We start from the raw sequence: 26,017 nt of genomic DNA, 5'->3' as shown, positions 1-26,017 counted from the left end.
CATCCTCACACGGAGGTCTGCCGGATGGCGAGGGTCGGCGCGAGAAGGACTTCGCGTGTCGGGCGACCGGTCGCCGAGAGCACGTCGACGAGCGCAGCGACCAGCTCGACCGCCACCTGCTCCAGCGGCTGGCGGACCGAGGTCAGGCCCATGACCTGGGCGACCTGGGAGTCGTCGAAGCCCACGACGGCCACGTCGCTCCCGGCGCGCAGCCCACGGTCGCGGAGCGTGTGCAGCACGCCGACGGCGAGGGTGTCCGACGCGCAGACGAACGCCGTCGGCCCGGTCGCGTCGAGCAGGCGGGCCGCCGCCCCGCGCCCGGCGTCGACGGTGTCCGGCACCGCGGCCTCGAGCCCGGCGGTGGCCAGGCCGTGGCCGGTCATCGACCGGTACCACCCGGCCCGCCGGTCCTCGCCGATCCGCGAGCCGGGCTCCCACCCGAGCCAGGCGATCCGCTCGTGGCCGAGCTCCCGCACGTGGTCGGTGGCCGCCGCGACACCGGCCGCACCGTCGACGTCGACCCACGGGTGCGTCGCGTCCGGGTCGTCCCACGGGCGGCCGAACGCCACGAACGGAGCCCGTCGCCGGGTGAGCTCGACGGTCTGCGGGTTGCCCAGGTAGGTGTCGGTGACGACGAAGGCGTCCACGGAGGTGGAGCGGAACAGGTCGTCGTACCCGCCGAGGGGGTCGGGGACCTCGCCCTCGGCGACGGGGCCGCCGGAGAACAGCAGCACGTGGTAGCCGACCTCGCGGGCGGCCTCGACGAGCGCACGCACGAAGCGGTCCATGGCCATGTTGGCGGTGAACTCCTGCGCGGGCATGAGGCGCAGGCCGACCAGCCGCGAGGTGCGGGTACGCAGGTGGCGGGCCGCCTGGTTGGGCGTGTAGCCGAGTCCCTCGATCGCCTCCATGACCCGGGCGAGCGTGTCGGCCCGGAGCAGGTCCGGGTTGTTGATCGCGTTGGACACGGTCTGGCGGGAGACACCGGCACGTTCGGCGACGTCGGCCAGGGTGGCCGGCGGGCGGGGGTTCTCCACAGCCGAGATCCTGCCACGCCGGGGCCCTGCCACGGATCTGTCGGAGCCGTGCCCTACGGTCAGGGTCATGGCCTCTTCGAAAGCACGTTCGAACTACCGCTGCGGCGAGTGCGGCTGGACCACCGCCAAGTGGGTCGGCCGCTGCGGCGAGTGCCAGGCGTGGGGGACGGTCGAGGAGGTCGCCGCCGCGGCGACGGCCGGCAGCAGCCGCACGTCGGCCGCCCCGGTCACCCGCAGGGCGGTGCCGATCGGGCAGGTGCCCGCCCAGCACGCCGTGCACGAGCACTCCGGGGTGCCCGAGCTCGACCGGGTCCTCGGCGGCGGCTTCGTCCCCGGCGCGGCGGTGCTGCTCGCCGGCGAGCCGGGCGTCGGCAAGTCGACGCTGCTGCTCGAGGTCGCCGCGCGCACGGCGAAGCGGTCGGTGCGCACCCTCTACGTCACCGGCGAGGAGTCCGCCGCCCAGGTCCGCCTGCGCGCCGACCGGACCGACGGCATCCACGACGAGCTCTACCTCGCTGCCGAGACCGACCTCGGCGCCGTGCTGACCCACATCGACCAGGTCCGCCCGACAATGGTCGTCATCGACTCGGTGCAGACCATCGGCGCGGCCGAGGTCGACGGCGTGCCCGGCGGCGTCACCCAGGTCAAGGAGGTCGCGCAGGCGCTGGTGCGGATGGCCAAGAGCCGCGACATCACGGTGGTGATGATCGGCCACGTGACCAAGGACGGCGGGATCGCCGGACCCCGCGTGCTCGAGCACCTCGTCGACGTCGTGCTGCACTTCGAGGGCGACCGCAACTCCCGTTTCCGGATGGTCCGGGCGGTCAAGAACCGCTTCGGCCCGGTCGACGAGGTCGGCTGCTTCGACCTCGGCCCCGACGGCATCCGTCCGGTCGAGGACCCCACCGGGATCTTCACCGAGCGCCACCACGGCCGGGTCCCCGGCACCTGCGTCGCGGTGACCATGGAGGGCCGCCGCCCCCTGCTGGCCGAGGTCCAGGCGCTGGTCACCCTCTCCCCCGCCGAGCGACCGCGGCGCACCACGTCGGGCCTCGACGGCTCGCGGCTGGCGATGATCCTCGCCGTCCTCCAGCAGCACTGCGGCATCAAGCTGCACCAGCACGACGTGTTCGCCTCCACCGTCGGCGGAGCCCGGCTCACCGACCCCGGCAGCGACCTCGCCGTGGCCGTGGCACTGGCCTCCTCGACGTTCGTGAGCGCACCGCCGGCGGGCGTGGTCGCGATGGGCGAGATCGGCCTGTCGGGCGAGCTGCGCCGGGTGCGCGACCTGCCCCAGCGCATCGCCGAGGCCGCGCGGCTCGGCTTCGAGATGGCCGTCGTGCCGGCCGACCCCGGTCGGGCCGCTGGCGACCGCCGTCCCGCGCGGGACCGGGAGGTCGAGGGCATGCGGGTGATCGAGGCGCCCGACGTGATCTCCGCCCTGCGCCTGCTCAACCTCGACCGCCGCACCAAGCACGCGCTGGAGGTCGTCGACGGGGCGGAGTGAGGGCCGATCCCGGCCGGCCGACAGCCCCGACGCCGATTTCTTCACCTTCTCCTGCGAGACCGCCGGACGTTCGGCGCCTCCCGGACCCCGTGCGCGGATAAGGTACGAGCGTCCGTCCCGGCGAGAGAGGAGCGCGAGTGGTCACGTCGGCCGATCCCCGACTGCGCGAGACCCTTGCGCGGATCGCCCCTGGCACGCCGCTGCGCGACGGCCTGGAGCGCATCCTGCGCGGGCGTACGGGCGCGCTCATCGTCATCGGGCAGGACCGGCTGGTCGACAGCCTCTGCACCGGCGGCTTCGAGCTCGACGTGCCGTTCACGGCCACCGGCCTGCGCGAGCTGGCCAAGATGGACGGCGCGATCATCATCGACGGGAGCCTCACCCGGATCATCCGCGCCGCGGTGCACCTGATGCCGGACCAGTCGATCCCCTCCGAGGAGACCGGCACCCGCCACCGCACCGCCGACCGTGTCGCCAAGCAGACCGGACACCCGGTCATCTCGGTCTCGCAGTCGATGCAGATCATCGCGGCGTACGTCGGCGAGACCCGCCACGTGCTCGAGGACTCCGGCCAGATCCTGTCCCGCGCCAACCAGGCGCTCGCGACCCTCGAGCGCTACAAGCTGCGCCTCGACGAGGTCTCCAGCACGCTGTCCGCCCTCGAGATCGAGGACCTCGTCACCGTCCGCGACGTCGCCGTCGTCGCCCAGCGGCTCGAGATGGTCACCCGCATCGCCCGCGAGATCGAGGACTACGTGCTCGAGCTCGGCACCGACGGCCGCCTGCTCGCCCTCCAGCTGGAGGAGCTGGTGACCGGCGTCGACACCGAGCGCGAGCTGGTCATCCGCGACTACGTCCCCTCCCGGCGCCGCAGCCGCGAGCCGGAGGAGCTGCTGTCCAAGCTGGAGCAGCTCTCCGCCACCGACCTCGTCGACCCGTCCGCCGTCGCGAAGGTGCTCGGCATCGGCACCGGCGAGCACCTCGACGGCGCCGTCGCGCCCCGTGGCTACCGGCTGCTCACCAAGGTGCCGCGGCTCCCGGCCAACGTCGTCGAGGGTCTGGTCGACCACTTCGGCACCCTGCAGAAGCTGCTCTCCGCCGGCATCGACGACCTGCAGGCCGTCGAGGGGGTCGGCGAGCTGCGCGCCCGCAGCGTCCGCGAGGGCCTGAGCCGGCTCGCGGAGTCGACGATCCTCGAGCGCTACGTCTGAGCGCTCCGCCCCGGCGGGGCCGGCCTAGTTGACCGGCTTCTTCGGCTTCTTCGTCGCCGTGCCCTTCGGCTTCGCGGTCCCCGTGGACTCGGGCGTCACCTCGACGGTCCGCGGCGCGGGCCGCACGAGCTCGAAGTCGGCGGCGGCCGGCTCCCCACCCAGCGCGGCGGCGGAGATCGTGTACTCCCCCGGCATGACCCACGCCGTGCGGCGCGCGCACCGCGCGGCCGACTCGCGGGCGTTCCAGGTCATCTCCACGACGGTGGCGACCGCACGGCGCACGACCACGCTCTGGTCGGGTACGACGCGGGGGCAGTGCTGGGTCGTCCAGAGCACGCGCGAGCCGTCGGCGATCCGGACCGAGACGCTGCTGCGGGAGACCTGCCAGGTGCAGGCCTCGGACTCGGTGGTCCTCAGCGACAGCCGGACCCGGACGTCGTGGCCGGCCTCGGCCGGTTTCGGGACGACCGGAGTCACGGTGACGTCGGCGGCCTGGCAGGTGCCCTGGGGGGCGGCCAGCGTCGGGGAGGCCGAGGCGGTCCCGCCGCGACGGGGGGTGGCCTCCGAGGCCGACTCCTCCTCGGCGCCGGCGGTCACGGTGCCGGTGGCCTCGACCCGGGCCGCGGCCTGCTCGGCGCCCGCGGCGTCCTCGGAGCTACCGTCGCTGCTGCCGGTGAGCCACCGCGCGATGACGAACACGACCGCGAAGGCGGTGCCGAGCACGAAGACGCGCCGGCGCCAGTAGACGCTGGCCGGCAGCGGACCACGCGTCGTCCGGCCCCGGGCGGGGGCAGGTCGACGGGGTGCGGCGGGCATGGCACGACGGTAGTCAGCGTGCGCCCGTCAGCCGGGCTGACCCGCCGGGGTGGACCCGAAGTCGGCGGACGTCACACCGCTGGCGACAATGGCTCGCGATGACCCCCGACCCCGCCGCCAGCCTCGTCGAGCCGATCCTGCGCTGGTACGACGAGCACGCGCGCGACCTGCCCTGGCGCCGTCCCGAGGCGTCGGCGTGGTCGGTCCTGGTCAGCGAGTTCATGCTCCAGCAGACACCGGTCGTGCGGGTGCTCCCCGTGCACAAGGCCTGGCTGCAGCGCTGGCCCACCCCGGCGGACCTCGCGGCCGAGGCCCCGGGCGAGGCGGTCCGTGCGTGGGGCCGGCTCGGCTATCCCCGCCGCGCCCTGCGCCTGCACGCCGCGGCGACCGCGATCAGCGAGCAGCACGACGGGCAGGTGCCGGCGTCCTACGACGAGCTGCTCGCGCTGCCCGGCGTCGGCGACTACACCGCCGCGGCCGTCGCCGCCTTCGCCCACGGCCGGCGCCAGGTCGTGCTCGACACCAACGTGCGGCGGGTGCTCGCCCGCACCGTGACCGGCGTGGAGTTCCCGCCGCGCTCGGTCACGCGCGCCGAGCGCGACCTCGGCGCCGCCCTGCTGCCGGCCGACCCGCCCACCGCCGCCACCTGGTCGGTGGCGGTCATGGAGCTCGGTGCGCTCGTCTGCACCGCGGACCGGCCCCGCTGCGAGGCCTGCCCGGTGCGCGCCGCCTGCGCTTGGCAGCAGGCCGGCGCCCCGCCGTACGACGGACCGCCGCGCCCGGTCCAGGCCTGGGCCGGCACCGACCGCCAGTGCCGTGGTCGCCTCATGGCGGTGCTGCGCGATGCGCCGGGCGAGGTCACCCAGGCCCAGCTCGACGCCGCCTGGGACGTCCCCGCCCAGCGCGAGCGCGCGCTCTCCTCGCTCCTCGCCGACGGCCTCGTCGTGCGCACCCCCTCCGGCCGCTACGCCCTCCCCTGAGGGGTCGAGACGTCACCTCTGGCCTGTTGAGTGGTCATCTGTGGCCCGTCGAGTGGTCATCTGTGGCCCGTCGAGTGGTCACTTGTGGCGCTGCCGGGACCACCGGGGCAGGAACTGACGCTTCAACAGGCGACAAGTGACGTCTCGACGAGCCAGAAGTGACGTCTCGACAGGCCACAGGTGACGTCTCGACCGAGAAGCAGACCGGCCCGGACCCTCGGGTGGAGGGTCCGGGCCGGTACGGCGTCAGCCAGCGGTCAGCCAGCGAACAGTCAGCCGGGGGTCAGGCGGACTCGTTGTCGTCGGGAGCGATCTCCGCACCCTCGCCGGGGGAGTTGGTCTCGGCGACCGTCTCCAGCGGCGGGAGGTCGGGCAGGTCGCCCATCTTCTGGCCCGTGAAGGTGAAGGTCGCGGCGGGACCCTGGCCCTCGACGTCGACGAGCACGATCTGGCCGGGGCCGACCTCGCCGTAGAGCATCTTCTCGGCGAGGACGTCCTCGATCTCGCGCTGGACCGTGCGGCGCAGCGGCCGGGCGCCCAGGACCGGGTCGAAGCCCCGCTCGGCGAGCAGGTTCTTCGCGGGCTGGGTGAGCTCGAGCTTCATGTCGCGGTCCTTCAGGCGGACCTCCACCGCGGCGATCATGTTGTCGACCATCGCGATGATCTGCTCCTGCGTCAGCGGCGGGAACACGATGATCTCGTCGACGCGGTTGAGGAACTCCGGGCGGAAGTGCTGCTTGAGCTCCTCGGAGACCTTGCCCTTCATCCGCTCGTACGAGCCCGCCGCGTCACCGGCCTGGTTGAAGCCCAGGTTGATGCCCTTGGCGATGTCGCGCGTGCCGAGGTTGGTGGTCATGATGATGACGCAGTTCTTGAAGTCCACGACCCGGCCCTGGGAGTCGGTCAGGCGACCTTCCTCCAGGATCTGCAGCAGCGAGTTGAAGATGTCCGGGTGGGCCTTCTCGACCTCGTCGAAGAGGACCACGGAGAACGGCTTGCGGCGCACCTTCTCGGTGAGCTGGCCGCCCTCCTCGTAGCCGACGTAGCCCGGGGGGGAGCCGAAGAGCCGCGAGACGGTGTGCTTCTCGCCGAACTCCGACATGTCGAGCTGGATGAGCGCGTCCTCGTCGCCGAAGAGGAACTCGGCGAGCGTCTTGGACAGCCACGTCTTGCCGACACCGGACGGGCCGGCGAAGATGAACGAGCCGCCGGGACGCTTGGGGTCCTTCAGGCCGGCGCGGGTACGACGGATGGCCCGGCTCAGCGCCTTGACCGCCTCGTCCTGGCCGATGACGCGCTTGTGGAGCTCGTCCTCCATCTTGAGCAGTCGCGTGGACTCCTCCTCGGAGAGCTTGACGATCGGGATGCCGGTCGCCACGGCGAGCACCTCGGCGATCAGCTCCTCGTCGACCTCGGCGACCTCGTCCATGTCGCCCGAGCGCCACTGCTTCTCGCGCTCGGACTTCTTCAGGATGAGCTGCTTCTCCTCGTCGCGCAGGCGTGCCGCGGCCTCGAAGTCCTGCCCGTCGATGGCCGCCTCCTTGCGCTGGCGGACCTCGGCGATCTTGTCGTCGTACTCACGCAGGTCGGCGGGGGCCGTCATCCGGCGGATGCGCAGCCGCGAGCCGGCCTCGTCGATGAGGTCGATCGCCTTGTCCGGCAGGAACCGGTCGGAGATGTAGCGGTCGGCCAGCGTCGCCGCCGAGACCAGGGCCTCGTCGGTGATGGTGACCCGGTGGTGCGCCTCGTAGCGGTCGCGGATGCCCTTGAGCATCTCGATCGTGTCGGCGATCGACGGCTCGGGGACCTGGATGGGCTGGAAGCGGCGCTCGAGCGCGGCGTCCTTCTCGAGGTACTTGCGGTACTCGTCGAGGGTGGTCGCGCCGATGGTCTGCAGCTCGCCGCGGGCCAGCATCGGCTTGAGGATGGAGGCCGCGTCGATCGCGCCCTCGGCCGCGCCGGCACCGACGAGGGTGTGGATCTCGTCGATGAACAGCACGATGTCGCCGCGGGTGCGGATCTCCTTGAGCACCTTCTTGAGGCGCTCCTCGAAGTCACCGCGGTAGCGGGAACCGGCGACGAGCGCACCCAGGTCGAGGGTGTAGATCTGCTTGTCCTTGAGCGTCTCGGGGACGTTGCCCTTGACGATGTCCTGGGCGAGGCCCTCGACGATCGAGGTCTTGCCGACGCCGGGCTCACCGATGAGCACCGGGTTGTTCTTGGTGCGCCGCGAGAGCACCTGCATGACACGCTCGATCTGGGCGGCGCGACCGATGATCGGGTCGAGCTTGCCCTCACGCGCGTCCTGGGTCAGGTTGCGGCCGAACTGGTCGAGCACCAGCGAGGACGACGGGGCGTCGCTCCCGCTCGTGCTGCCGGAGGTGGCCGCGGCCGCGCCGGTCTCCTTGCCCTGGAAGCCCGAGAGCAGCTGGATGACCTGCTGGCGGACCCGGTTGAGGTCGGCGCCGAGCTTCTGCAGCACCTGGGCGGCGACGCCCTCGCCCTCGCGGATCAGGCCGAGCAGGATGTGCTCGGTGCCGATGTAGGAGTGGCCGAGCTGCAGCGCCTCGCGCAGGGACAGCTCGAGCACCTTCTTGGCGCGGGGGGTGAAGGGGATGTGGCCCGACGGCGCCTGCTGGCCCTGGCCGATGATCTCCTCGACCTGGGCGCGCACCGCCTCGAGGGAGATGTCGAGCGACTCGAGCGCCTTCGCGGCGACACCCTCGCCCTCGTGGATGAGGCCGAGCAGGATGTGCTCGGTCCCGATGTAGTTGTGGGAGAGCATGCGGGCCTCTTCCTGGGCCAGCACGACCACCCGGCGGGCTCGGTCTGTGAACCGCTCGAACATCTGCACGCTCCTCACACGTCCTGGGGTGTTCATCGGATACAACCCCGCGGCCAGCCTACGCGTTCCCCCGAGGACCTCCGCGGCTGTGCGCTGTGAGCGAACACGGGGCGCGGCCGGAGGGTGGTCGGAGGGGACCCAGCGGGTAGGGTCCGGTGCGTGCCCGAGCAGTTCCCCGCGCTGGACCCGAACGCGATCCTGCTCCACGTGGGCCCGCACAAGACGGGTACGACGGCGATCCAGGGGATGCTCGGCGAGGCCCGTCCCGCGCTCGCTGAGCACGGCGTCCTCTACCCCGGCAAGAGGTCGAACCACCACGACGAGGCCCGTGCCCTGCTGGGCCGGGCGTCCGGGTGGGCGGCCGACCAGGACGAGCTCCCGCCGGTGCACCGCTGGAACAAGCTGGCCCGGGCGGCACAGCGCGCCCCGGGGCGGGTGGTGATCAGCAGCGAGTTCTTCGGCCTGGCCCACGACGAGCACCGGGCGACCATGGTCGAGCAGCTCGGCGCGGACCGGCTGCACGTGCTGGTCGCGGCCCGCAACCCCGGCGCCATCGCCCTCTCCACCTGGCAGCAGGTGCTGCGCGACGGCAAGGGCGCCGGCCTCGACGACTGGCTGCAGCGCTCCTTCAAGCGGGAGGCGCCCGGCCCCGCGACGGCCGGCTTCTGGTGGTGGGCCGACGCAGCCAAGCAGGTCGAGCGCTGGGCCCGGGTGCTCCCGGCGGACCACATCCACGTCGTGGTGATCGACGAGGCCGACCGGACCCTGCTGCCGACGACCTTCGAGCAGCTGCTGGGCGTCCCGGCCGGCGTGATCGCGGGGGCCACCTCGCGCAGCCACAGCAACCGGAGCCTCACCGCACCGGAGGCCGAGCTGCTCCGCGCGGTGGTCGCCATCGCCCGCCCGGAGCTGACCTGGAAGCAGTTCTCCCTGCTCCTGCGCTTCGGCTACAGCCGACGCCTGGTCTCCTCCCGCACCCCGGCCGCCGACGAGCCGCGGATGACGCTGCCCGCGTGGGCGGTCGAGCAGGCCGACCGCGAGGCCGAGGCGATGGTCGAGCAGCTCGGCGCGAGCGGCGTCCACCTCATCGGCGACCTCGCCCACCTCCGCCAGGGCCGCACGGCCACCGAGCCCGTCACGGTGGACGCGGTGCCCGTCGAGCTCGCCGCCGAGGGCGTCACCGGCGTCGCGGTGGCCGCGGCCCGCCGGATCGAGGCCCTCGAGCAGCAGCTGGAGCAGCTGCGCGCCTCGCGTCCCGCCATCGACGACATCCCCACCCGCGACCTCGCCGCCCACCTGCGCCGGCGCGCCCTGCGCCGGGCCCGCCGCGGGGGCCGGACGGACGGACGTCGGCCGTGAGCCAGCCCGACCCGGTCACCCCGGTCACCCAGGACGTCCCGGACGGCCCGGGCGGCCCGGAGGTGTCGGGCCGCCCGGTCACGGTGTCCGTGCTCGGGAGCTGCATCACCCGCGACAACTTCAACTCGCGGTTCAACCCCGACTACAAGCGCTGGTACCGCGTCGGCCCGACGACCAACCAGAGCTCGATGATCGCGCTGATGTCCCCGCCGGTCGACGAGCCGTGGGAGCCGGTGCAGGAGATGAAGCCGTACGGCCTCTGGAACGTCCGGTCCGACCTGTCCCGCGAGATCCTCACCCTGCTGCCGGAGGAGCAGCCGGACGTGGTGGTGCTCGACTTCTTCGGCGACGCCCACTTCGGCGTCGTGCGGCTGCCGGACGGCCGGTTCGTCACCGACAACCGCTGGCGGATCCACAAGACCGACCTGTACGAGCGGATCCTCGCCATGCCCGGCACCGAGCGGTTGTCGTGGGAGCAGGACGCGGACGGCTACTTCGGTCTGTGGGTCGAGGCGATGGACCGGTTCGCGGCGTACGTCGCCGACCAGCTCCCCGACACCCAGGTCGTCGTGCACTGGGGGTTCAACGCCGACGAGGTCGTCCCAAGCGGTGAGTCGACCCCGCGGCGGATGCCGTCCAAGCGCCGCCGTGCGGCGCGCAAGCGCAACGCGTTCTGGCGCCGCCTCAACGAGCACGCCTCCTCGGCGTACGGCTGGGAGAGCATCGACCTGTCCCGGGAGTACTACGTCACGCTCGACGACCACCCGTGGGGACCGATGGAGGTCCACTACACGCTGGACTACTACCCCCGGTTCCTCGCCGAGCTCGACCGGGTGGTCCTCACCCGCTCGGCTCCGGAGGAGGTCCGGGTCCTCGCCCGGGAGCTCCACGAGGCGGCCGCCGAGTACACCCGCGACACCGCCCGGTGGAGGATCGCGGCGCACGAGCACCAGCGGGCCCTGGCCGTCGAGCGCGAACGGCCCACCTGGAAGCGGGTGCTGCGCCCGCGCGGCCCCGGCGCTGCGCCGGTGCCCCCGGCCCCGCCCGCCGCCACGGCGACGCTGCTCGAGGCCCTGCGCGGTGCCGTCGACGACGACGCGTTCGCGCGGCTGTCGCGCCTGGCGACCACGGCCGAGGAGCACGTCCGCTGGCTGCGGGAGACCCCGCCGACGCTCAGCGCCGACTGACCCGCCCGAGCTCCTCGGGCACCCCGGGCTCGTCGTGCCACGGGTGCAGGTAGCGCCCGTCCTCGACCGGCACGCCGGGACCGTCGATCTGCGCGACCAGCCGGGCCAGGTCGTCGCGCCGGTCCTGCGCGACCAGCCAGCCCATCACCCGCTGCCCCGCCGGCAGGTCGACCTGCTCGAAGGGCACGGTCTCCTCGTTCCAGATGCCGAGCAGGCCCTCGCGCAGCATCACCCAGTACCGGTCGGGGTCCTCGGTGGACGGGGCGACGGCGGCGCGGAAGTGCTCCCACATGTCGATCGGCAGCACCTGGTGGTAGAGCGTGTCCAGCAGCACCGGGTTGCGGTGGGCGCGGACCCGGTCGAGGGTCATGTGCTTGGTGCGGATCCGGTCGTCGAGGTTGTCGAGCCGGCCGCGGCGGTTGGTCGCCGAGGACTCGCCCTCGCGCACGTACCAGTCGTAGACGACCTCGGGGAGCACGTCGAAGCGCCGGGCGGCGAGGAAGGCGTCGGTGGCCCAGACCTGGTCCTCGTAGCGGACGCCCAGGGGGAAGGTGAGGCCGGCCGAGCGCCAGAAGTCCATCCGGAACACCTTGTTGCAGGGGAAGACGTCAGCCAGCATCAGCGGGGCGTCGTCGATGCCCACCGCCGTGCGCCGCTCGGCGTGGTTGCGCGCCAGCAGCGGCGGGCGCGAGCGCCGGCCGTCCTCCGTCACCTTCTCCATCATCCCGACGGCGAAGTCGGAGCCCGACCGGTCGAGGCTGCGCAGCAGGGGTTGCCAGGCGCGTGCCGGCAGGAAGTCGTCGGGGTCGACGAAGGTGACCAGGTCGCCGGTGCAGTGCTCCAGCGCGACGTTGCGTGCCGCCGACACCCCGGCGTTGGCCTGGCGGAGCACGACCACCTCGCGGTGCGTGGCGGCGTACTCCTCGGCCAGCTCGCCCGAGCCGTCGGTCGAGCCGTCGTCCACCACGACGACCTCGAGGTCCACCCCCGGCTGGGCCAGCACGCTGTCGAGGCTGCGCACCAGGTAGGGCGCCTGGTTGAACACCGGCACCACGACGCTCAGCCGCGGGCGCGCGGCCCGGCGCCACGGGAGGCGGAGGGGACTCACCCGACGACGTCCCGTCGGCCGGGGAGGGGGTGCGGGTGAGCGGCGTCCACGGGCAAGAAGCATAGGGCGAGCCGTCGGCGAGCCGGTGAAGTCGGTTTGGGAGCGGGGCGCGGGGCTGGTCTAGTCTCGGACGGCACCATCGGTTGGGGGAGAGTATTGGCTAACGGCGAGGGGCGAGCGCCCCGCACCGACATCCAGGGACTCCGGGCGATCGCCGTCGGGATGGTCGTGGTCTACCACCTCCACAGTCCCCTGCTGCCGGGCGGGTTCGTCGGCGTCGACGTCTTCTTCGTCATCTCGGGCTTCCTCATCACCGCCCACCTCGTCTCCCGCCCGCCACGGCGCCCGCGCGACCTCGCCGACTTCTGGGGCCGCCGCATCCGGCGCCTGCTGCCCGCGTCGCTGCTGGTGCTGGCCTGCACGATCGCCGCGGTCTGGCTGGTCGCCCCCGAGACCGAGTGGCAGGCGAACGCGCGGGACGCGCAGCTGGCTGCCCTCTACGTCCTGAACTGGGGGCTGGCCGGGAGCGCGGTCGACTACCTCGCGGCCGACAACCTGCCGACGGCCGTCCAGCACTTCTGGTCGCTGTCGGTCGAGGAGCAGTTCTACTTCGTGTGGCCGATCCTCGTGGCGCTCGCCGTGCTCGCGGGCCGGCGCAGCGCACGCGCCACGACGATCGCCCTGGCCACCACGCTCGGCGCCGTGGTGCTGGCGTCCTTCGCGTTCTCGGTCGAGCGCACGGCGAGCAACCCGGCGGCGGCGTACTTCATCACCCCGACGCGGATGTGGGAGCTGGGCATCGGCGGCCTGGTGGCGCTCCTGGTCAGCCGGCGCGAGCTGCCGGTCGCCGACCTGCGGGTGCGGGCCGTCGGCGCCTGGGCCGGCCTGGCGATGATGGTCGCGACCGGCTTCCTCTACTCCGAGAGCACGCCCTTCCCCGGCTACCAGGCGGCGCTGCCGGTGCTGGGCACCGCGCTGGTCATCCTGTGCCGCCCGGACGTCGACGTCCCGCTGGGCGCCGGCCGCCTGCTGGCGCTCCCACCGGTGCGCTGGGTCGGCGACGTGTCGTACTCGGTCTACCTGTGGCACTGGCCGCTGATCGTGCTCGCACCCAGCGTGCTGGGCCACGAGCCGGGCTGGCGGTCCCTGCTGGCCATCGCCGCGGCGACCTTCGTGCTCGCCGGCCTCACCGAGCGCTTCGTCGAGCGCCCGTTCCGCAAGCCGGACCTCGTGCGCTTCCGCCGCACCACCTACGCCAGCGCGGTCGCCGGGATGAGCGTCGTGGTCCTGATGGGCTCGACCGTGGTGGGGCTGGTCAGCGGCGCCGAGGACGAGGACCGCGACCGGCTCGCTGCCGCGCTGCGCACCGGCGGGCCGTGCTTCGGCGCCGCGGCGCTGGACCCGGGCCAGGACTGCGCGCCCGTGGCGTACGACGACCTCGTGCCGGCCCCCGCGCTGGCCGCGAAGGACAAGTCGGAGGCCTACAAGGACGTCGGCGGACGCCAGTGCTGGTCGTTCACCCCGACCTTCGAGGACCGGCACTGCACCTTCGGCGACGAGGACGGCGACGTCACCATCGCCCTGGTCGGCAACTCGCACGCCGGGCACTGGCTGCCCGCACTGCAGCGGATCGCCGAGCAGCGCGGCTGGCGGATCGAGACCTACCTCGCGTCGCAGTGCGCGTTCTCCACGACGCCGCAGCTGTTCCGGACCGAGGCCTTCAGCCAGGCCTGCCTGGACTGGGTGGAGCGCACCACCGACGCGCTGGTCGCCGACCAGCCCGACCTGGTCGTGACGTCCAACCGGGTCTCGGTGCGCGCCGTCGGCCAGCCCGACCTGGCGTCCTCGCTGCCGCTGTACGCCGAGGGCTTCCGCTCCGTCTTCTCGACCCTGGTCGAGGCGGACCTGCCGGTGCTCGTCATCCGCGACACCCCCGCCACGGGGAAGCAGACGCCCACCTGCATCGCCGACGCCGAGGACGACTACGCCTCGTGCGACGGCACCGTCGACGACTGGCTGCCCGCCGACCCGGCGGTCGACGTCGTGGCCGAGATGGACGACACCCGGTTGCGCATCGTCGACCTGACGGACCGGATCTGCGACGGTGGGACGTGCTCCGTCGTCAACGGCGGAGTGATCACCTACTTCGACGCCTCGCACCTGACGGCGACCTACGCCTACACGCTCGGCCCCTACCTCGCTCCCGCGGTGGAGGCCATGACGCCCGACCGACCCTCGCAGGAAGGATGACATGGCCACCGACAGCCGGCCGCTGTTCAGCATCGTGAGCGCCGTCTACAACGTCGCGCCGTACCTCCCCGACTTCATCGACTCGATCGAGGCGCAGACCACCGGCCTCGACGACGTCGAGGTCGTGATGGTCGACGACGGGTCGACGGACGACTCGTCGCGCCTGCTCGCGGAGTGGGCGGCCCGCCGGCCCGGCACCGTGCGCGTGGTCACCCAGGAGAACGGCGGCCAGGGCGCGGCCCGCAACCGCGGGATCCAGGAGTCCACCGGCACGTGGATCACCTTCCCGGACCCGGACGACGTCCTCGAGCCCGACTACCTCGAGGTGGTCCGCGACTTCGTCCGCGCGCACCCCGAGGCGCACATGGCCGCCACCAACCGCCTGATCTGGAACGAGCGCAGCGGCAAGGTGAGCGACAGCCACCCGCTCCGCGCGATGTTCGCCGGCAGCCCGTACGTCGACCTGAGCGCCAGCCCGGACCGCTTCCACGGCAGCTCGCCGGCCACCTTCTTCCTGCTCGACGCGATCCGTGATGCGGACCTGCGCTTCGACAGCCGCGTGCGCCCTAACTTCGAGGACGGCCACTTCAACTGCCGCTACCTCTTCTTGTTCGACCGGCCGCAGGTCGGCTTCCTGCAGCGCGCGAAGTACCACTACCGCAAGCGCGAGGACGCCAGCTCCACGCTGCAGACGGCGGGGATGCACCCGGGCCGCTACACCGCGGTACCGGAGCACGGCTACCTCGACGTGATCCGTCGCGGCAAGGAGGCCTTCGGCGAGCTCCCGGGCTGGGCCGCGACCTTCCTGCTCTACGAGCTGCAGTGGTACTTCTCGCGTCCCGACCCCAAGGCCGGCGAGCGGCCGGTCTCCGGCGAGGTCCCCGAGCGCTTCCACGAGCTGGCGCGGCAGATCCTCGACGAGGTCGACGTGCACGCCACCTCGCCGTACCTCCCGCCGTCGGTGCCGCCCCAGGCCCGGCTGGTGCTCGAGCACGGCTACGACCCGGAGCCGTGGGTCGAGCAGGAGGTGCTGCTCCACGACCTCGACACCACGCAGGAGCTGGTGCGGGCGACCTACTTCTTCACCGGCGACCTGCCCGAGGAGCAGTGGCTCGCGAACGGCCGCCCGATCGAGCCCAGCCACGGCAAGGTGCGGGCGTGGGCGTACTACGGCCGCACGCTGTTGCGCCAGCGCGTGGTGTGGCTCCCGGCCGACGTCAGCCTGCGCCTGCTCCGCAACGGTGAGCCCGCCGACTTCATCTACCGCCGCGACCCGCGCCGGGTCCAGGTGGCCCCGCCGGGGCAGCTGCGCTGGTGGCTCAACCCCGAGTCCGGCTTCGCCCGCAGCGAGATCCCCGACATGCTGCGCCAGCGCCGCCCCACCTCGCGGCTGAGCAAGGTCGCCGCACGCATCAAGGACCGGCCGGCCGTGGCGCGCCGGTACGCCGACGCGTGGGTCTTCATGGACCGCGTCCACGACGCCGCCGACAGCGCCGAGATCCTGTTCCGCTACGTGCGCGAGAACCACCCGGAGATCAACGCCTGGTTCGTCCTCGAGAAGGGCGGCAAGGAGTGGGACCGGTTCCGCGCCGAGGGGCACGGCGACCGGCTGGTCGCCTACAAGTCCCTGCAGTGGCGGGTGCTGATGTCGCACGCCACCCACCTGCTGTCCTCCCACGCCGACGCCGCGATCGTCCGGCCGTGGCCGGTGCTCGAGTTCACCCACGCGAAGTGGCGCTTCCACTTCCTGCAGCACGGCGTGATCAAGGACGACCTGTCCTCGTGGCTGGACCCGAAGCGCATCGAGACCTTCGTGGTGAGCACGCCGCAGGAGCTCGCGTCGATCGCGGGCGACGACACGTCATACGTCTTCACGACGAAGGAGGTCGCGCTCACCGGCCTGCCCCGCTTCGACCGCCTGCAGGCCGTCGGCGACCGCTTCCCCGTCGACAAGCGGGACCTGCTGCTGGTCGCACCCACCTGGCGCAACAACCTGATGCCGCCGATCATCGAGGGCAGCCAGCGCCGTGACCTCGACCTGTCCCTGCTCGACAGCTACTTCGTGAAGGCGTGGATGGAGTACCTCCGCGACGACCGCCTCGCGAAGGCCTGCCGCGAGCACGGGGTGACCCTCGGCTTCCTGCCGCACCCGAACCTGCAGCCGCTGCTCCCCCACCTGGACCTGCCGGCCCACGTGACGCCGCTGAGCTACGAGGGCCAGGACCCACAGGAGCTCTTCGCGCGGGCGCGGGCGTTCGTCACCGACTTCTCGTCGGTGGCCTTCAACGCGGCCTACCTGCAGCGCCCGGTCGTCTACTACCAGTTCGACGCCGACCTGGTCCTCGGCGGCGGCCACGTCGGCCGCGCCGGCTACTACGACTACGAGCGCGACGGCTTCGGCCCGGTCACCGCGAGCGCGGAGGACGCCGTGCAGGCCACCCTCGACGTGCTCGGGGCCGGACCGCACCCGACCGGGGTCTACCAGGAGCGGATCGACGTCACCTTCCCGCTGCGCGACGGCCGCTGCTGCGAGCGCGTCGTGGAGCGGGTGCGCCTCACCGAGCGCGACCGCAGCGACCTGCCCCCGGTGCCGACCCCCCAGGCCTGACCCCCCTGCCGGCGGTCGAGTGCGAGGCGCCCGGCAACCTGCCGGGTTGAGGCGCGGGATCGCCGGCAACCTGCCGGTGATTGAGGTGCGAGGCGCCGCCGACCTGCCGGTGGTCGAGGTGCGAGCCGCCCGGCAACCTGCCGGTGGTTGAGGTGCGAGGCGCCCCAGCGCCGAGCCTCGAAACCACCGCCCCCGGTGCGCCGGAGTGTGCCCACCACAGCCCGCCCCGCAGGCCCCGGAGGTTTCGAGGCTCGGCCGCGGGCGGCCTCGCACCTCAACCACCGGGAGTAGTAAGAGTCCCTGGGAGTACGGCGAAGCGCACCCCAGGCTTGCCGCTAGACCAACGCGGCCACCGGGAGCAACGCTCGGACCACCTAGCCCGGTCTTGCCGCCAGGCGGACTGTGCCATCCACCGGAGGCAACCGCGCGCGCGGCAGCGCGGCGCCCGCGCCGAAGGCGCGTCGAGGGCAAGTGCGGGCCGAGCTTGCGAGGCCTGCGCGCAGCCCTCGACAGGCGACGCGCTCGCGCAGAAGACTCAGCGGCGGCGGAGGCGCGAGGCGGCGGCGCGGGCCTGGCCACGCAGGCTGGTGCGCGCCTCGAGCTCGGCGATGCGGCGCTTCGCGGCGTCGAGCTCGGCGCGGGTGTCGGCGAGCTCCTTCTTGCGGTCGCGGGCGATCCGGTAGAGCTCGCCGATCCGCTTGCCGAGCGACGCCTCCTGCTCGCAGGCGTTGAGGGCGGCCTGGGTCCACGGCTCGGCGGCCTCGGTGCGGGAGAAGTCCCACAGGTGGCCGAAGCGCTCGAAGTCGGCGGCGTAGATGCTCTCGATCTTCTCGCGGACGCCGTTCTCGTACAGCGCGCCGATCGCCTTGAGGGGCGTGGGGTTGGCGCGCGGCAGCTTCACCGGCGGCCGGCCCTGGGCGGCGAGGTGCTCGTTGAGGTCGGCCTGGAGCTGCTTGATCTCGCTGATGTCGTAGATCTTCGTGTACGGGACGGCGTCCTCGCCCAGCATCTCGACCTGGTCGCGGAAGTGCGCGTCCTTGGCCCGCAGCCAGTGCGGCTCCTCCTGGCCCATGAGGTCGACGAACTTGGCGAAGTCCTCGATGACCGTCTCCGCGGTGAGCGGGTGGCGGGGGTACCACCACTCCTTGGCCCAGCGCACGCTGAACGGCGTCTCGATCAGCAGCTTGTTCTGCCACGCCGAGAACAGGCGCACCCGCGGGTCGCGCACGACGGCGAACACGAACCACCCGTTGTCGGGGTGGATCTCCGCGCGCTGCGCGGGGGTGAGCGAGTCCAGCCGTGGCGAGATCTTCCACAGGTCGCGGTTGTGGATCGGCTCGGAGTCGTCGAGGTAGGGCATGTCGCGCGCCCGGAAGCTCTCCGGGTCCTCGCCGGCCAGGTCGGCCATCATCCACTTGAGGCTGGTGCAGGCGTTCTTGTTGAGCGCCTCGAAGACGACCTTCGACTCAGGGGCGATGTAGGTGCGCCAGACCCCGCCGGGGATCTCCCGCAGCCGGGTGAGCATGGCATCGGTCGCAGGCTGGCCGTCGATCACCCGGACAGCATAGGAGATCCGGCACGCCCGCCCGGACGCGCCACCGCCCCCGGTCCACCCGGCTGTGCCTCCACAGCCCGCCGTCGAGGCCCGGCGGTTTCGAGGCTCCTCGCTGACGCTCGTCGCACCTCAACCACCGGGAGCAACGCTCGACCGCCTGAGGCTCGCCCGCACCAGCTGCCGGTGGTTGAGGTGCGAGGCGCCCCGGCGCCGAGCCTCGAAACCACCGGCCACGGTCCACCCGGCTGTGCCCGCCACAATCCGCCATCAACGCCCGGAGGTTTCGAGGCTCCTCGCTGGCGCTCGTCGCACCTCAACCACCGGGAGCAACGCTCGGACCACCTACGCCCGTCTTGCCGCCAGGCGGAGGCAGGACGTACGGAAGTCAACCGCGCCCGCGGCAGCGCGGCCACCGCGCCGAAGGCGCGTCGAGGGCAAGTGCGGGCCGAGCTTGCGAGGCCTGCGCGCAGTCCTCGACAGGCGACGCGCTCGCGCCACTCAGGTCAGTTCGAGGCCTCGTACGCCTGCCGGACCTCGGCGGGGATGCGGCCGCGGGCGGGGACGTCGTAGCCGTTCTCGCGCGCCCACTCGCGGATCTCGGCGGCGGACGCGCCGGACGACGAGGCGGATGCGGTGGACTTCGAGGCCCGTCGGCCACCGCCGCCGCCGCGGCCGACCTTGCGGGCGTGGCCGAGGTACGGCGCGAGCGCCTCGCGCAGCGCGGCGGCGTTCTCGTCGTTGAGGTCGATCTCGTAGCTGGCGCCGTCGAGGCCGAAGGTCACGGTCTGCGTCGCATCGCTGCCGTCGATGTCGTCCACCAGGACGATGTTGACGCGCTGGGCCATTGCATTCTCCTCGAATATCACGACGATTTCCCGGATCCCGGGAATCCGGATATTAGCGAAATGCGCATTCCGGAGAAAGCGACCGGCCGGGGAGGAATGGAAAACGTCGCTCCGGGATATCGGAAATGACGCCCCGCCGATATCTCAGGTGTTCCGGGCGTAGACCAGCCCGAGGCCGCGCAGGGTCAGCCAGGGGGCGTGGTCGGTGAAGCAGCGGCACTCGTCGAGCACGAGCGGGGCGAGGTAGCCGGTGGCGATGACCGCGACGCCCTCGACGGGGGCGCCGAGGGCGGCGACGAGGCGCTCGACCATGCCCTCGACCTGGCTGGCGACGCCGAAGACCATGCCGGACTGCAGGGCCTCGACGGTGTTCTTGCCGATCACGCTGCGGGGGCGGACCAGCTCGACCATCCGCAGCTGCGCGCCCCCGCGGCTGAGCGCCTCGAGGGAGATCTCGATGCCGGGCGTGATCGCGCCGCCGACGTACCGGCCCGCGGCGTCGACGACGTCGAAGGTGGTGGCGGTGCCGCCGAAGTCGACGACGATCGCGGGCCCGGAGTAGTCGGAGGCCGCGGCGAGGGCGTTGATGATCCGGTCGGTGCCGACCTCGCGCGGGTTGTCGACGACGATCGGGACGCCGGTGCGGATGCCGGGCTCGACGATGACCCGCGGCACCTCGGGGAAGTGGTCGGCGAGCATCTCCCGCCACGCGTTGAGGACCGAGGGGACGGTGGAGCACACCGCGACGCCCGTGACGGCGTCCTCGTCGTGGCCGAGGAGGCCGCGCAGCAGCACCGCCCACTCGTCGGCGGTGCGGTGCTCGTTGGTGCCCACGCGCCAGTCCGCGACGACCTCGCCGTCCTCGAGCAGGCCGAGGACGGTGTGGGCGTTGCCGATGTCGGCGGCGAGCAGGCTCATGGCTGTGGCGTCCGGAAGTCCAGCCCGAGGTCGAACACGATGACGGAGTGGGTGAGCGCGCCCACCGAGATGAAGTCGACGCCGGTCTCGGCCACCTCGCGCGCCCGCTCCAGGGTGAGCCCGCCGGACGCCTCGAGGGTGGCGTGGCCGCCCGCCTCGGCGTTGATCCGCACGGCCTCGGCCATGTCGGCGGTCGACATGTTGTCGAGCAGCACCTCGGTGCACCCGGCGGCGAGCACGGCGCGCAGCTCGTCGAGGTCCATCACCTCGACCTCGACCCGCAGGCCGGGGTTGGCGGCGACGACGGCCTGGTACGCCGCCACGACGCCGCCCGCCGCGACCGCGTGGTTGTCCTTGACCATCGCCCGGTCGACGAGGCTCATCCGGTGGTTGACCCCGCCACCGCAGCGCACGGCGTACTTCTGCAGCGCCCGCCAGCCCGGCAGGGTCTTGCGGGTGTCGAGCACGCGCGCCCGGGTGCCGGCGAGGGCGTCGACCCACCGCGAGGTCGCGGTCGCGACGCCGGAGAGGTGCGAGGCGAAGTTGAGCGCGGTCCGCTCCGCGGTGAGCACGCCCTTGACCGGACCGGTCACGGTGAGCACCACGTCGCCGGGCTGGACCCGGGTGCCGTCGGGCACGCGCCCGGTGACCTCGACGGTGTCGCCGAGGGCGTAGGCGAAGGCGAGCTCGGCGATCGCGAGGCCGGCGACCACGCCGGGCTCGCGGGCTGCGAAGTCGGCGACGGCGGCGCCCATGTCGGGCATCGCGGCGCTGGTGACGTCGTCGACGCCACCGGGGAGGTCCTCCTCGAAGGCGAGGGCGACGTGGTCGTGGACCGCTCGCGGGTCCAGGCCGGCAGCGGCGATCTCCTCGACGAGGGCGACCGGCAGGTCGTCGTACGGCGTGCGGGCGATCATCGGGGCACCCCCGCCACGGGTCCGACACTCGGGTCGGTCTGGACCGCCGGGGTGAACGCCACGACGGTCGCGCCGTCGACCATCCGCACGTCGTAGTGGCCGGCGAAGACGGAGTCGTCGCGCTCGGGGTGGTCCTCGCGCCAGTGCGACCCGCGGGTCTCCTCGCGCAGCGCGGCAGCCTCGGCGAGGGCGGTGGCGATGGTCAGCAGGTTGGTGGTCTCCCACGCCTCCTGGTCGATGACCGCGGACTCCACGGCGGCCACCTTGTCGAGCAGCTGCACCGCCTCGGCGAGGCCGTCGGCGTGGCGCAGCACGCCGACGCGGGAGGTCATCGTCTCCTGCAGCTCGCGGCGCGCGCTGCCGGGGACGAGGCCCTGGGCACGGTGGTCGGTCGCGGGCTCGGCCCAGTCGCGCAGCTCGCCCGGCAGCACCTTCGCGATCCGGCGGGAGAAGACGAGGCCGTCGAGCAGGGAGTTCGACGCGAGCCGGTTGGCGCCGTGCACGCCCGAGCAGGCGACCTCGCCGCTGGCGTAGAGGCCGGGGACGTCGCTGCGGCCGTCGAGGTCGGTGCGCACGCCGCCGGAGACGTAGTGGCACGCCGGGGAGACGGGGATCAGCTCGGTGACCGGGTCGACCCCGTGCGAGCGGGCCGTGGCGAGGATGGTCGGGAAGCGGCGCTCCCAGAAGTCCGCGCCGAGGTGACGGGCGTCGAGCCACATGTGCGGCCGTCCGGTCTCGAGCATCCGCTTCATGATCGCCTTGGCGACGACGTCGCGCGGCGCGAGGTCGGCGAGCTCGTGGACGCCCTGCATGAACCGGTCGCCCTCGTCGTCGACGAGGAAGGCGCCCTCGCCGCGGACCGCCTCGGAGATCAGCGGCTGCTGGCCGCGTGAGTCGGGTCCGAGGTACATCACCGTCGGGTGGAACTGCACGAACTCGAGGTCGCGCAGGGTGGCGCCGGCGCGCAGCGCGAGCGCCATGCCGTCGCCGGTCGAGACCGGCGGGTTGGTGGTCTGGGAGAAGACCTGGCCGAAGCCGCCGCTGGCCAGGACGACGGCACGACAGTGGACCGCGCCGACGCCCTCGCGCTGGCCCTCCCCCATCACGTGCAGGGTCACCCCGGCGACGCCGCCGTCGGCGGCGAGCAGCAGGTCGACGGCGAGCGCGTGCTGGATGACCTCGATGTCGGGGGCGGCATCGATCGCCGCGACGAGGGCGCGCTGGATCTCCGCGCCGGTGGCGTCGCCGCCGGCGTGGGCGATCCGGTCGCGGTGGTGCCCGCCCTCGCGGGTCAGCGACAGCTCGCCGTCGGCGGTGTGGTCGAAGTTGGTGCCGAGCGCGATCAGCTCGTGCACGGCCTCCGGGCCCTCGTCGACGAGGACCCGCACGGCGTCGGCATCACAGGCGCCGGCACCGGCGACGAGGGTGTCGACCTCGTGCTGGCCGGGGGTGTCCTCGGGGCCGAGGGCCGCGGCGATGCCGCCCTGCGCCCACTGCGTGGAGCCGGCCGACAGCACGTCCTTGGTCACCACGAGGACCTTGTCGACGTGCTCGCGCAGGCGCAGCGCAGCGGTCAGTCCGGCGATGCCGGAGCCGACGATGACGACGTCGGCGCGGGTCGTCCACCCCGGTTCCGGTGCGGTGAGGCGGCCGGGGAGGCGCAGGTAGTCGGGCATCCCAGCAGGCTACTGAACGGCGGGGTCAGCGCGTCGCGGTGACGTCCCCGCGGGACAGGGTCGGGTCGCCGAAGGTCTCGGCCGGGTCGAAGCCGGTCGCCAGGACCTTGTTGTCGGCGTCGACGAAGACCACGTGCGGCTGGTACTCCCTGGCCTCCTCGGTGCTCATCTGGCCGTAGCCGATGAGGATCACCAGGTCGCCGGGGTGGACGAGCCGGGCGGCTGCGCCGTTGATGCCGATGACGCCGCTGCCGCGCTCGCCGGCGATCGTGTAGGTCTCGAGCCGGGCGCCGTTGGTGATGTCGACGATGTGCACCAGCTCGCCGGGGAGCAGGTCGGCCGCGTCGAGCAGGTCCTCGTCCACGGTGACCGAGCCGACGTAGTGCAGGTCGGCCTGCGTCACGGTGGCGCGGTGGATCTTGCTCTTCATCATGGTGCGGAGCATCAGCTGTCTCCCTCGGTGGTGGTGCCCGCCGCAGGTGCGGTCAGGTCCTCGGTGGTGCCGGTGAAGTGCAGGGGCAGGTTGTCGATCAGCCGGGTCGTGCCGACCTTCGCGGCGACGAGGATCCGTCCATCGGTGCCGGGCTCCGGGTGGTCCGGGAGCTCACCGAGCCCGGTCGAGGTGATCGCGAGGTAGTCGAGCTCGACGCCGGGCTCGGACTTCAGCACGCCCATCGCCGCCCAGCGGGCCGCCGGGACGCCGTACGCCGCGCGCTCCTGGGCCGCGCGCAACGCGCGGCTGAGCACGACCGCCTGGCGGCGCTGCTCGGGGTCCAGGTAGCGGTTGCGGCTGGAGCGCGCGAGGCCGTCGGGCTCGCGGTCGGTCTCGGCACCGACGACCTCGATGCCCAGGCACAGATCGGAGACCATGCGGCGGATCAGGGTGAGCTGCTGGTAGTCCTTCTCGCCGAAGACGGCGACGTCCGGGCGGACCAGGCCGAAGAGCTTGGCGACGACGGTCAGCACGCCGCGGAAGTGGCCCGGGCGGCTGGCGCCCTCGAGGACGTCGGCCAGCGGGCCGGGCTGGACGGTCACCGCCTCGGAGGCGACGCCCTCGTGCGGGACCCCGTCGGGGTACATCTCGGCGACGACCGGCGCGAAGACCACGTCGACGCCCTCCTGCGCGGCGACCTCGAGGTCGGCGTCGAAGGTGCGCGGGTAGCGGTCGAGGTCCTCGCCGGCGCCGAACTGGAGCGGGTTGACGAAGATCGACAGCACCACGGTGCCCGTGTCGCCCGCGCGCTCGCGGGCGACGCGCATCAGGCTGGCGTGGCCCTCGTGCAGCGCACCCATGGTCGGCACGAACACCACCGGGCCGCCGCCCTGGGCGCGGAGCAGGGCGCGGAGGTCGGCCCGGCTGCGCGCGACAGCCGGCCGGGTGATGGTGCTCACGACTTCTCGACCGACTTCTCGACCCGCGCCGGCAGGATCCGGTGCTCGCCGTACGCGTTGAGCACGTTGGCGATCTGCTGGGCGCGGATCGGCAGGAGCCGGCCGTCGACGACGGCGCGGTCCAGGGTCGCCCACGCCATCGCGACGTACGACGGCACGGTGTCGGGCGCGTTGGCGGAGATGTCCTTGAGGTGCGAGGCCACGGTCTGCACGTCGCCGCGCACGATCGGCCCGGTGAGGGCGGCGTCGCCGTGGTCCAGCGCGTTGTCGAGCGCCGCCTCGAGCAGCGGGCGCAGCGTGCCGGACGGGTCGTCGACACCGGCCGCGGCGAGCAGGCCCATCGCCTCGCTGACCAGGGTGACGAGGTGATTGGCGCCGTGCGCGAGGCCGGCGTGGTAGAGCGTGCGCATCTCCTCGGGCACCCACGTGGGGCGGCCGCCGAGGTCGGCGACGAGGGACGCGGCGAGCTCACGCTCCCCGGGGCCGGCGGTCAGGCCGAAGACACAGCCGTGCAGGCGCTCGAGGTCGACCGCCGTACCGGTGAAGGTCATCGCCGGGTGCAGCGCGATCACGCGGGCACCGACGGCGGCGGCCGGCTCGAGGACGGCGAGGCCGTGCCGGCCGGAGGTGTGCGCGACGACCTGGCCCTCGCGGATCGCGCCGCTGTCGGCCAGCACGCGGACCACGTTGGGGAGCATGTCGTCCGGCACCGTGAGCAGCATCAGCTCGGCAGCGCGCGCGACGTCGCTGGGCTTGCGCAGGGGCACGCCCGGCAGGAGCTCGGCGGCACGGCGGCGCGAGGCGTCGGACTCGCCGGCGGCGGCAGCGACGGGGTGGCCCGCGGCGAGCAGGCCAGCAGCAAGGACGGCGCCGACGCGGCCAGCGCCGATCACGCCCACCCGGAGAGTGTGGGTCATCGTGAACCTTTCGTTCCCGTCCCACCGACCACTGCCGCGGCGCGGCAGCCGGTGTGGGTACCGGACGTTGTGCTCAAGAGGAGTACCCGGGGTCCCGGGGACGATTCCACGGTACGCCCGCACGACGCCCGGGCGGAACGGGTCCGTCCGGTGGGCTAGGTCACACCCGGGTCAGGCGGTGCGGCCCTTCTGCCAGGCCTGGCTGGCGGACCGCTCGGCGTGGAGCTCGCTGGTGACGACGTCGAGCTCGGCCTCGAGCTCGGCGACGCGGATGACGGCCTGGCTGGCCCGCTCCTCGGCGTCGGCGAGGCGGGCGGTGAGCCGCTCGGCGGCCTCCTGCGCCGACGTGGCCTGCTCACGGGCCTCGTCGAGGTCGCGGCGCGCCTCGGCGAGCTCGGCCGCGGCGTCGTCCAGCCGCTTCTCGAGGCGGGAGATGGTGGCGTCACGGCGGGCGACCTGCCCGGTCATGTCGGCGGCGAACTCGACGTTCTCGGCCGTGCGGGCCTCCGTCAGCTCGGCGTACGCGCGGGCCTGCTGCGCCCGGTCGCGCGCGGCCTCCTCGCGGGAGTCCATCAGCTCGGTGTGGGTGATCTTCGTGGCGGCCGCGCCCAGCAGGACGGCGGCCGCGCCGGCGACGGTGACGAGCAGCCAGGACCCGGTGAGGGCGGTGCCCAGGACCGCGGCCGCCGAAACCACGGTCAGGAGGGCGGCGACCACGAGGCGGGTCGACCGCTGACGACGACGGTTGCCGACGGGGGAAGTCATGCCAGCACGGTATGCCGCCGCGGCCCCCTCATCTCGTAGACACGCTTGTCACACCCGTCCCAGCCGTCACACCCGTGGTCGGGGCCCCGGACGTCCGGCGGGGATAGTCCCTGACGAAAAGCAC

20 protein-coding genes are annotated in these 26,017 nt (G+C 73.0%); 7 read left to right on the top strand and 13 right to left on the bottom strand.

All coding sequences use genetic code 11. The features are described from left to right. Positions 1 to 5: 5 nt before the first annotated feature. Entirely contained in the window at positions 6 to 1,037 is a 1,032-nt protein-coding gene (locus NOCJ54_RS0111175; protein WP_232221753.1) for a LacI family DNA-binding transcriptional regulator, read from the bottom strand. Between the two features lie 67 nt (positions 1,038 to 1,104). Here NOCJ54_RS0111175 and radA point away from each other — a divergent pair, with 67 nt between their 5' ends. Next, entirely contained in the window at positions 1,105 to 2,544 is a 1,440-nt protein-coding gene (gene radA, locus NOCJ54_RS0111170) for a DNA repair protein RadA (RefSeq protein WP_028655572.1), read from the top strand. 137 nt (positions 2,545 to 2,681) lie between these two features. Further along, a complete protein-coding gene (disA, locus tag NOCJ54_RS0111165) occupies positions 2,682 to 3,755 on the top strand; it encodes a DNA integrity scanning diadenylate cyclase DisA (protein WP_028655571.1) in 1,074 nt (357 codons plus the stop codon). 24 nt (positions 3,756 to 3,779) lie between these two features. On the opposite strand, the gene NOCJ54_RS0111160 is transcribed toward disA, so the two are convergent. Further along, positions 3,780 to 4,571, bottom strand: coding sequence for a hypothetical protein (locus tag NOCJ54_RS0111160; RefSeq protein WP_028655570.1), 792 nt, complete (start codon positions 4,569 to 4,571; stop codon positions 3,780 to 3,782). A 98-nt stretch (positions 4,572 to 4,669) separates the two neighbouring features. On the opposite strand from NOCJ54_RS0111160, the gene NOCJ54_RS0111155 reads away from it, so the two are divergent. Then, positions 4,670 to 5,551, top strand: coding sequence for an A/G-specific adenine glycosylase (locus tag NOCJ54_RS0111155; RefSeq protein WP_028655569.1), 882 nt, complete (start codon positions 4,670 to 4,672; stop codon positions 5,549 to 5,551). Positions 5,552 to 5,834: 283 nt separating this feature from the next. Here the strand turns inward: NOCJ54_RS0111155 and NOCJ54_RS0111150 are convergent, their stop codons facing one another. Next, positions 5,835 to 8,399, bottom strand: coding sequence for an ATP-dependent Clp protease ATP-binding subunit (locus tag NOCJ54_RS0111150; RefSeq protein WP_028655568.1), 2,565 nt, complete (start codon positions 8,397 to 8,399; stop codon positions 5,835 to 5,837). Between the two features lie 156 nt (positions 8,400 to 8,555). Between NOCJ54_RS0111150 and NOCJ54_RS28225 the strand changes: the two genes are divergently transcribed. Then, positions 8,556 to 9,755, top strand: a complete 1,200-nt coding sequence (locus tag NOCJ54_RS28225; protein ID WP_051485739.1) for a hypothetical protein — start codon at positions 8,556 to 8,558, stop codon at positions 9,753 to 9,755. Next, a complete protein-coding gene (locus NOCJ54_RS0111140; RefSeq protein WP_028655567.1) occupies positions 9,752 to 10,942 on the top strand; it encodes a DUF6270 domain-containing protein in 1,191 nt (396 codons plus the stop codon). The genes NOCJ54_RS28225 and NOCJ54_RS0111140 overlap by 4 nt, the downstream gene beginning before the upstream one ends. Here the strand turns inward: NOCJ54_RS0111140 and NOCJ54_RS25230 are convergent. Further along, positions 10,929 to 12,050: a glycosyltransferase gene (locus NOCJ54_RS25230; RefSeq protein WP_036517585.1), complete on the bottom strand. Its 1,122-nt coding sequence runs from the start codon at positions 12,048 to 12,050 to the stop codon at positions 10,929 to 10,931. The genes NOCJ54_RS0111140 and NOCJ54_RS25230 overlap by 14 nt on opposite strands. Before the next feature lie 156 nt (positions 12,051 to 12,206). On the opposite strand from NOCJ54_RS25230, the gene NOCJ54_RS25225 reads away from it, so the two are divergent. After that, complete coding sequence (locus NOCJ54_RS25225; RefSeq protein WP_145726471.1) at positions 12,207 to 14,300, top strand: acyltransferase family protein; 2,094 nt, start codon at positions 12,207 to 12,209, stop codon at positions 14,298 to 14,300. 1 nt (position 14,301) lies between these two features. Then, positions 14,302 to 16,908, top strand: a complete 2,607-nt coding sequence (locus NOCJ54_RS0111125; RefSeq protein ID WP_028655566.1) for a bifunctional glycosyltransferase/CDP-glycerol:glycerophosphate glycerophosphotransferase — start codon at positions 14,302 to 14,304, stop codon at positions 16,906 to 16,908. 535 nt (positions 16,909 to 17,443) lie between these two features. On the opposite strand, the gene NOCJ54_RS0111120 is transcribed toward NOCJ54_RS0111125, so the two are convergent. From NOCJ54_RS0111120 to NOCJ54_RS0111080, 9 genes are all read right to left on the bottom strand, one after another. After that, a complete protein-coding gene (locus NOCJ54_RS0111120; protein WP_028655565.1) occupies positions 17,444 to 18,463 on the bottom strand; it encodes a sulfotransferase family 2 domain-containing protein in 1,020 nt (339 codons plus the stop codon). Between the two features lie 503 nt (positions 18,464 to 18,966). Further along, the gene (locus tag NOCJ54_RS0111115; RefSeq protein ID WP_028655564.1) at positions 18,967 to 19,308 is read right to left on the bottom strand and encodes a histone-like nucleoid-structuring protein Lsr2; all 342 of its coding nucleotides are present in this window, start codon (positions 19,306 to 19,308) and stop codon (positions 18,967 to 18,969) included. A 144-nt stretch (positions 19,309 to 19,452) separates the two neighbouring features. Then, a complete protein-coding gene (locus tag NOCJ54_RS0111110) occupies positions 19,453 to 20,226 on the bottom strand; it encodes a type III pantothenate kinase (RefSeq protein WP_028655563.1) in 774 nt (257 codons plus the stop codon). After that, complete coding sequence (nadC, locus tag NOCJ54_RS0111105) at positions 20,223 to 21,143, bottom strand: carboxylating nicotinate-nucleotide diphosphorylase (RefSeq protein WP_028655562.1); 921 nt, start codon at positions 21,141 to 21,143, stop codon at positions 20,223 to 20,225. The genes NOCJ54_RS0111110 and nadC overlap by 4 nt, the downstream gene beginning before the upstream one ends. Next, positions 21,140 to 22,819, bottom strand: coding sequence for an L-aspartate oxidase (locus NOCJ54_RS25220; protein WP_036517584.1), 1,680 nt, complete (start codon positions 22,817 to 22,819; stop codon positions 21,140 to 21,142). Before NOCJ54_RS25220 ends, nadC begins: the two co-directional genes overlap by 4 nt. A gap of 25 nt (positions 22,820 to 22,844) precedes the next feature. After that, positions 22,845 to 23,264: an aspartate 1-decarboxylase gene (gene panD, locus NOCJ54_RS0111095; RefSeq protein WP_028655561.1), complete on the bottom strand. Its 420-nt coding sequence runs from the start codon at positions 23,262 to 23,264 to the stop codon at positions 22,845 to 22,847. Continuing rightward, positions 23,264 to 24,211, bottom strand: a complete 948-nt coding sequence (gene panC / locus NOCJ54_RS25215) for a pantoate--beta-alanine ligase (RefSeq protein ID WP_332248991.1) — start codon at positions 24,209 to 24,211, stop codon at positions 23,264 to 23,266. Before panC ends, panD begins: the two co-directional genes overlap by 1 nt. Further along, entirely contained in the window at positions 24,208 to 25,128 is a 921-nt protein-coding gene (locus tag NOCJ54_RS25210; protein ID WP_051485737.1) for a Rossmann-like and DUF2520 domain-containing protein, read from the bottom strand. Before NOCJ54_RS25210 ends, panC begins: the two co-directional genes overlap by 4 nt. A 171-nt stretch (positions 25,129 to 25,299) precedes the next feature. Beyond that, positions 25,300 to 25,893, bottom strand: a complete 594-nt coding sequence (locus tag NOCJ54_RS0111080) for a hypothetical protein (protein ID WP_028655560.1) — start codon at positions 25,891 to 25,893, stop codon at positions 25,300 to 25,302. Positions 25,894 to 26,017: the final 124 nt, after the last annotated feature.

Origin of the sequence: Nocardioides sp. J54, assembly GCF_000519005.1 — a bacterium.
Lineage (GTDB): Bacteria > Actinomycetota > Actinomycetes > Propionibacteriales > Nocardioidaceae > Nocardioides.
The sequence above is the reverse complement of the archived record's forward strand: the minus strand, read 5'-3'. Positions and strand labels throughout refer to the sequence as shown.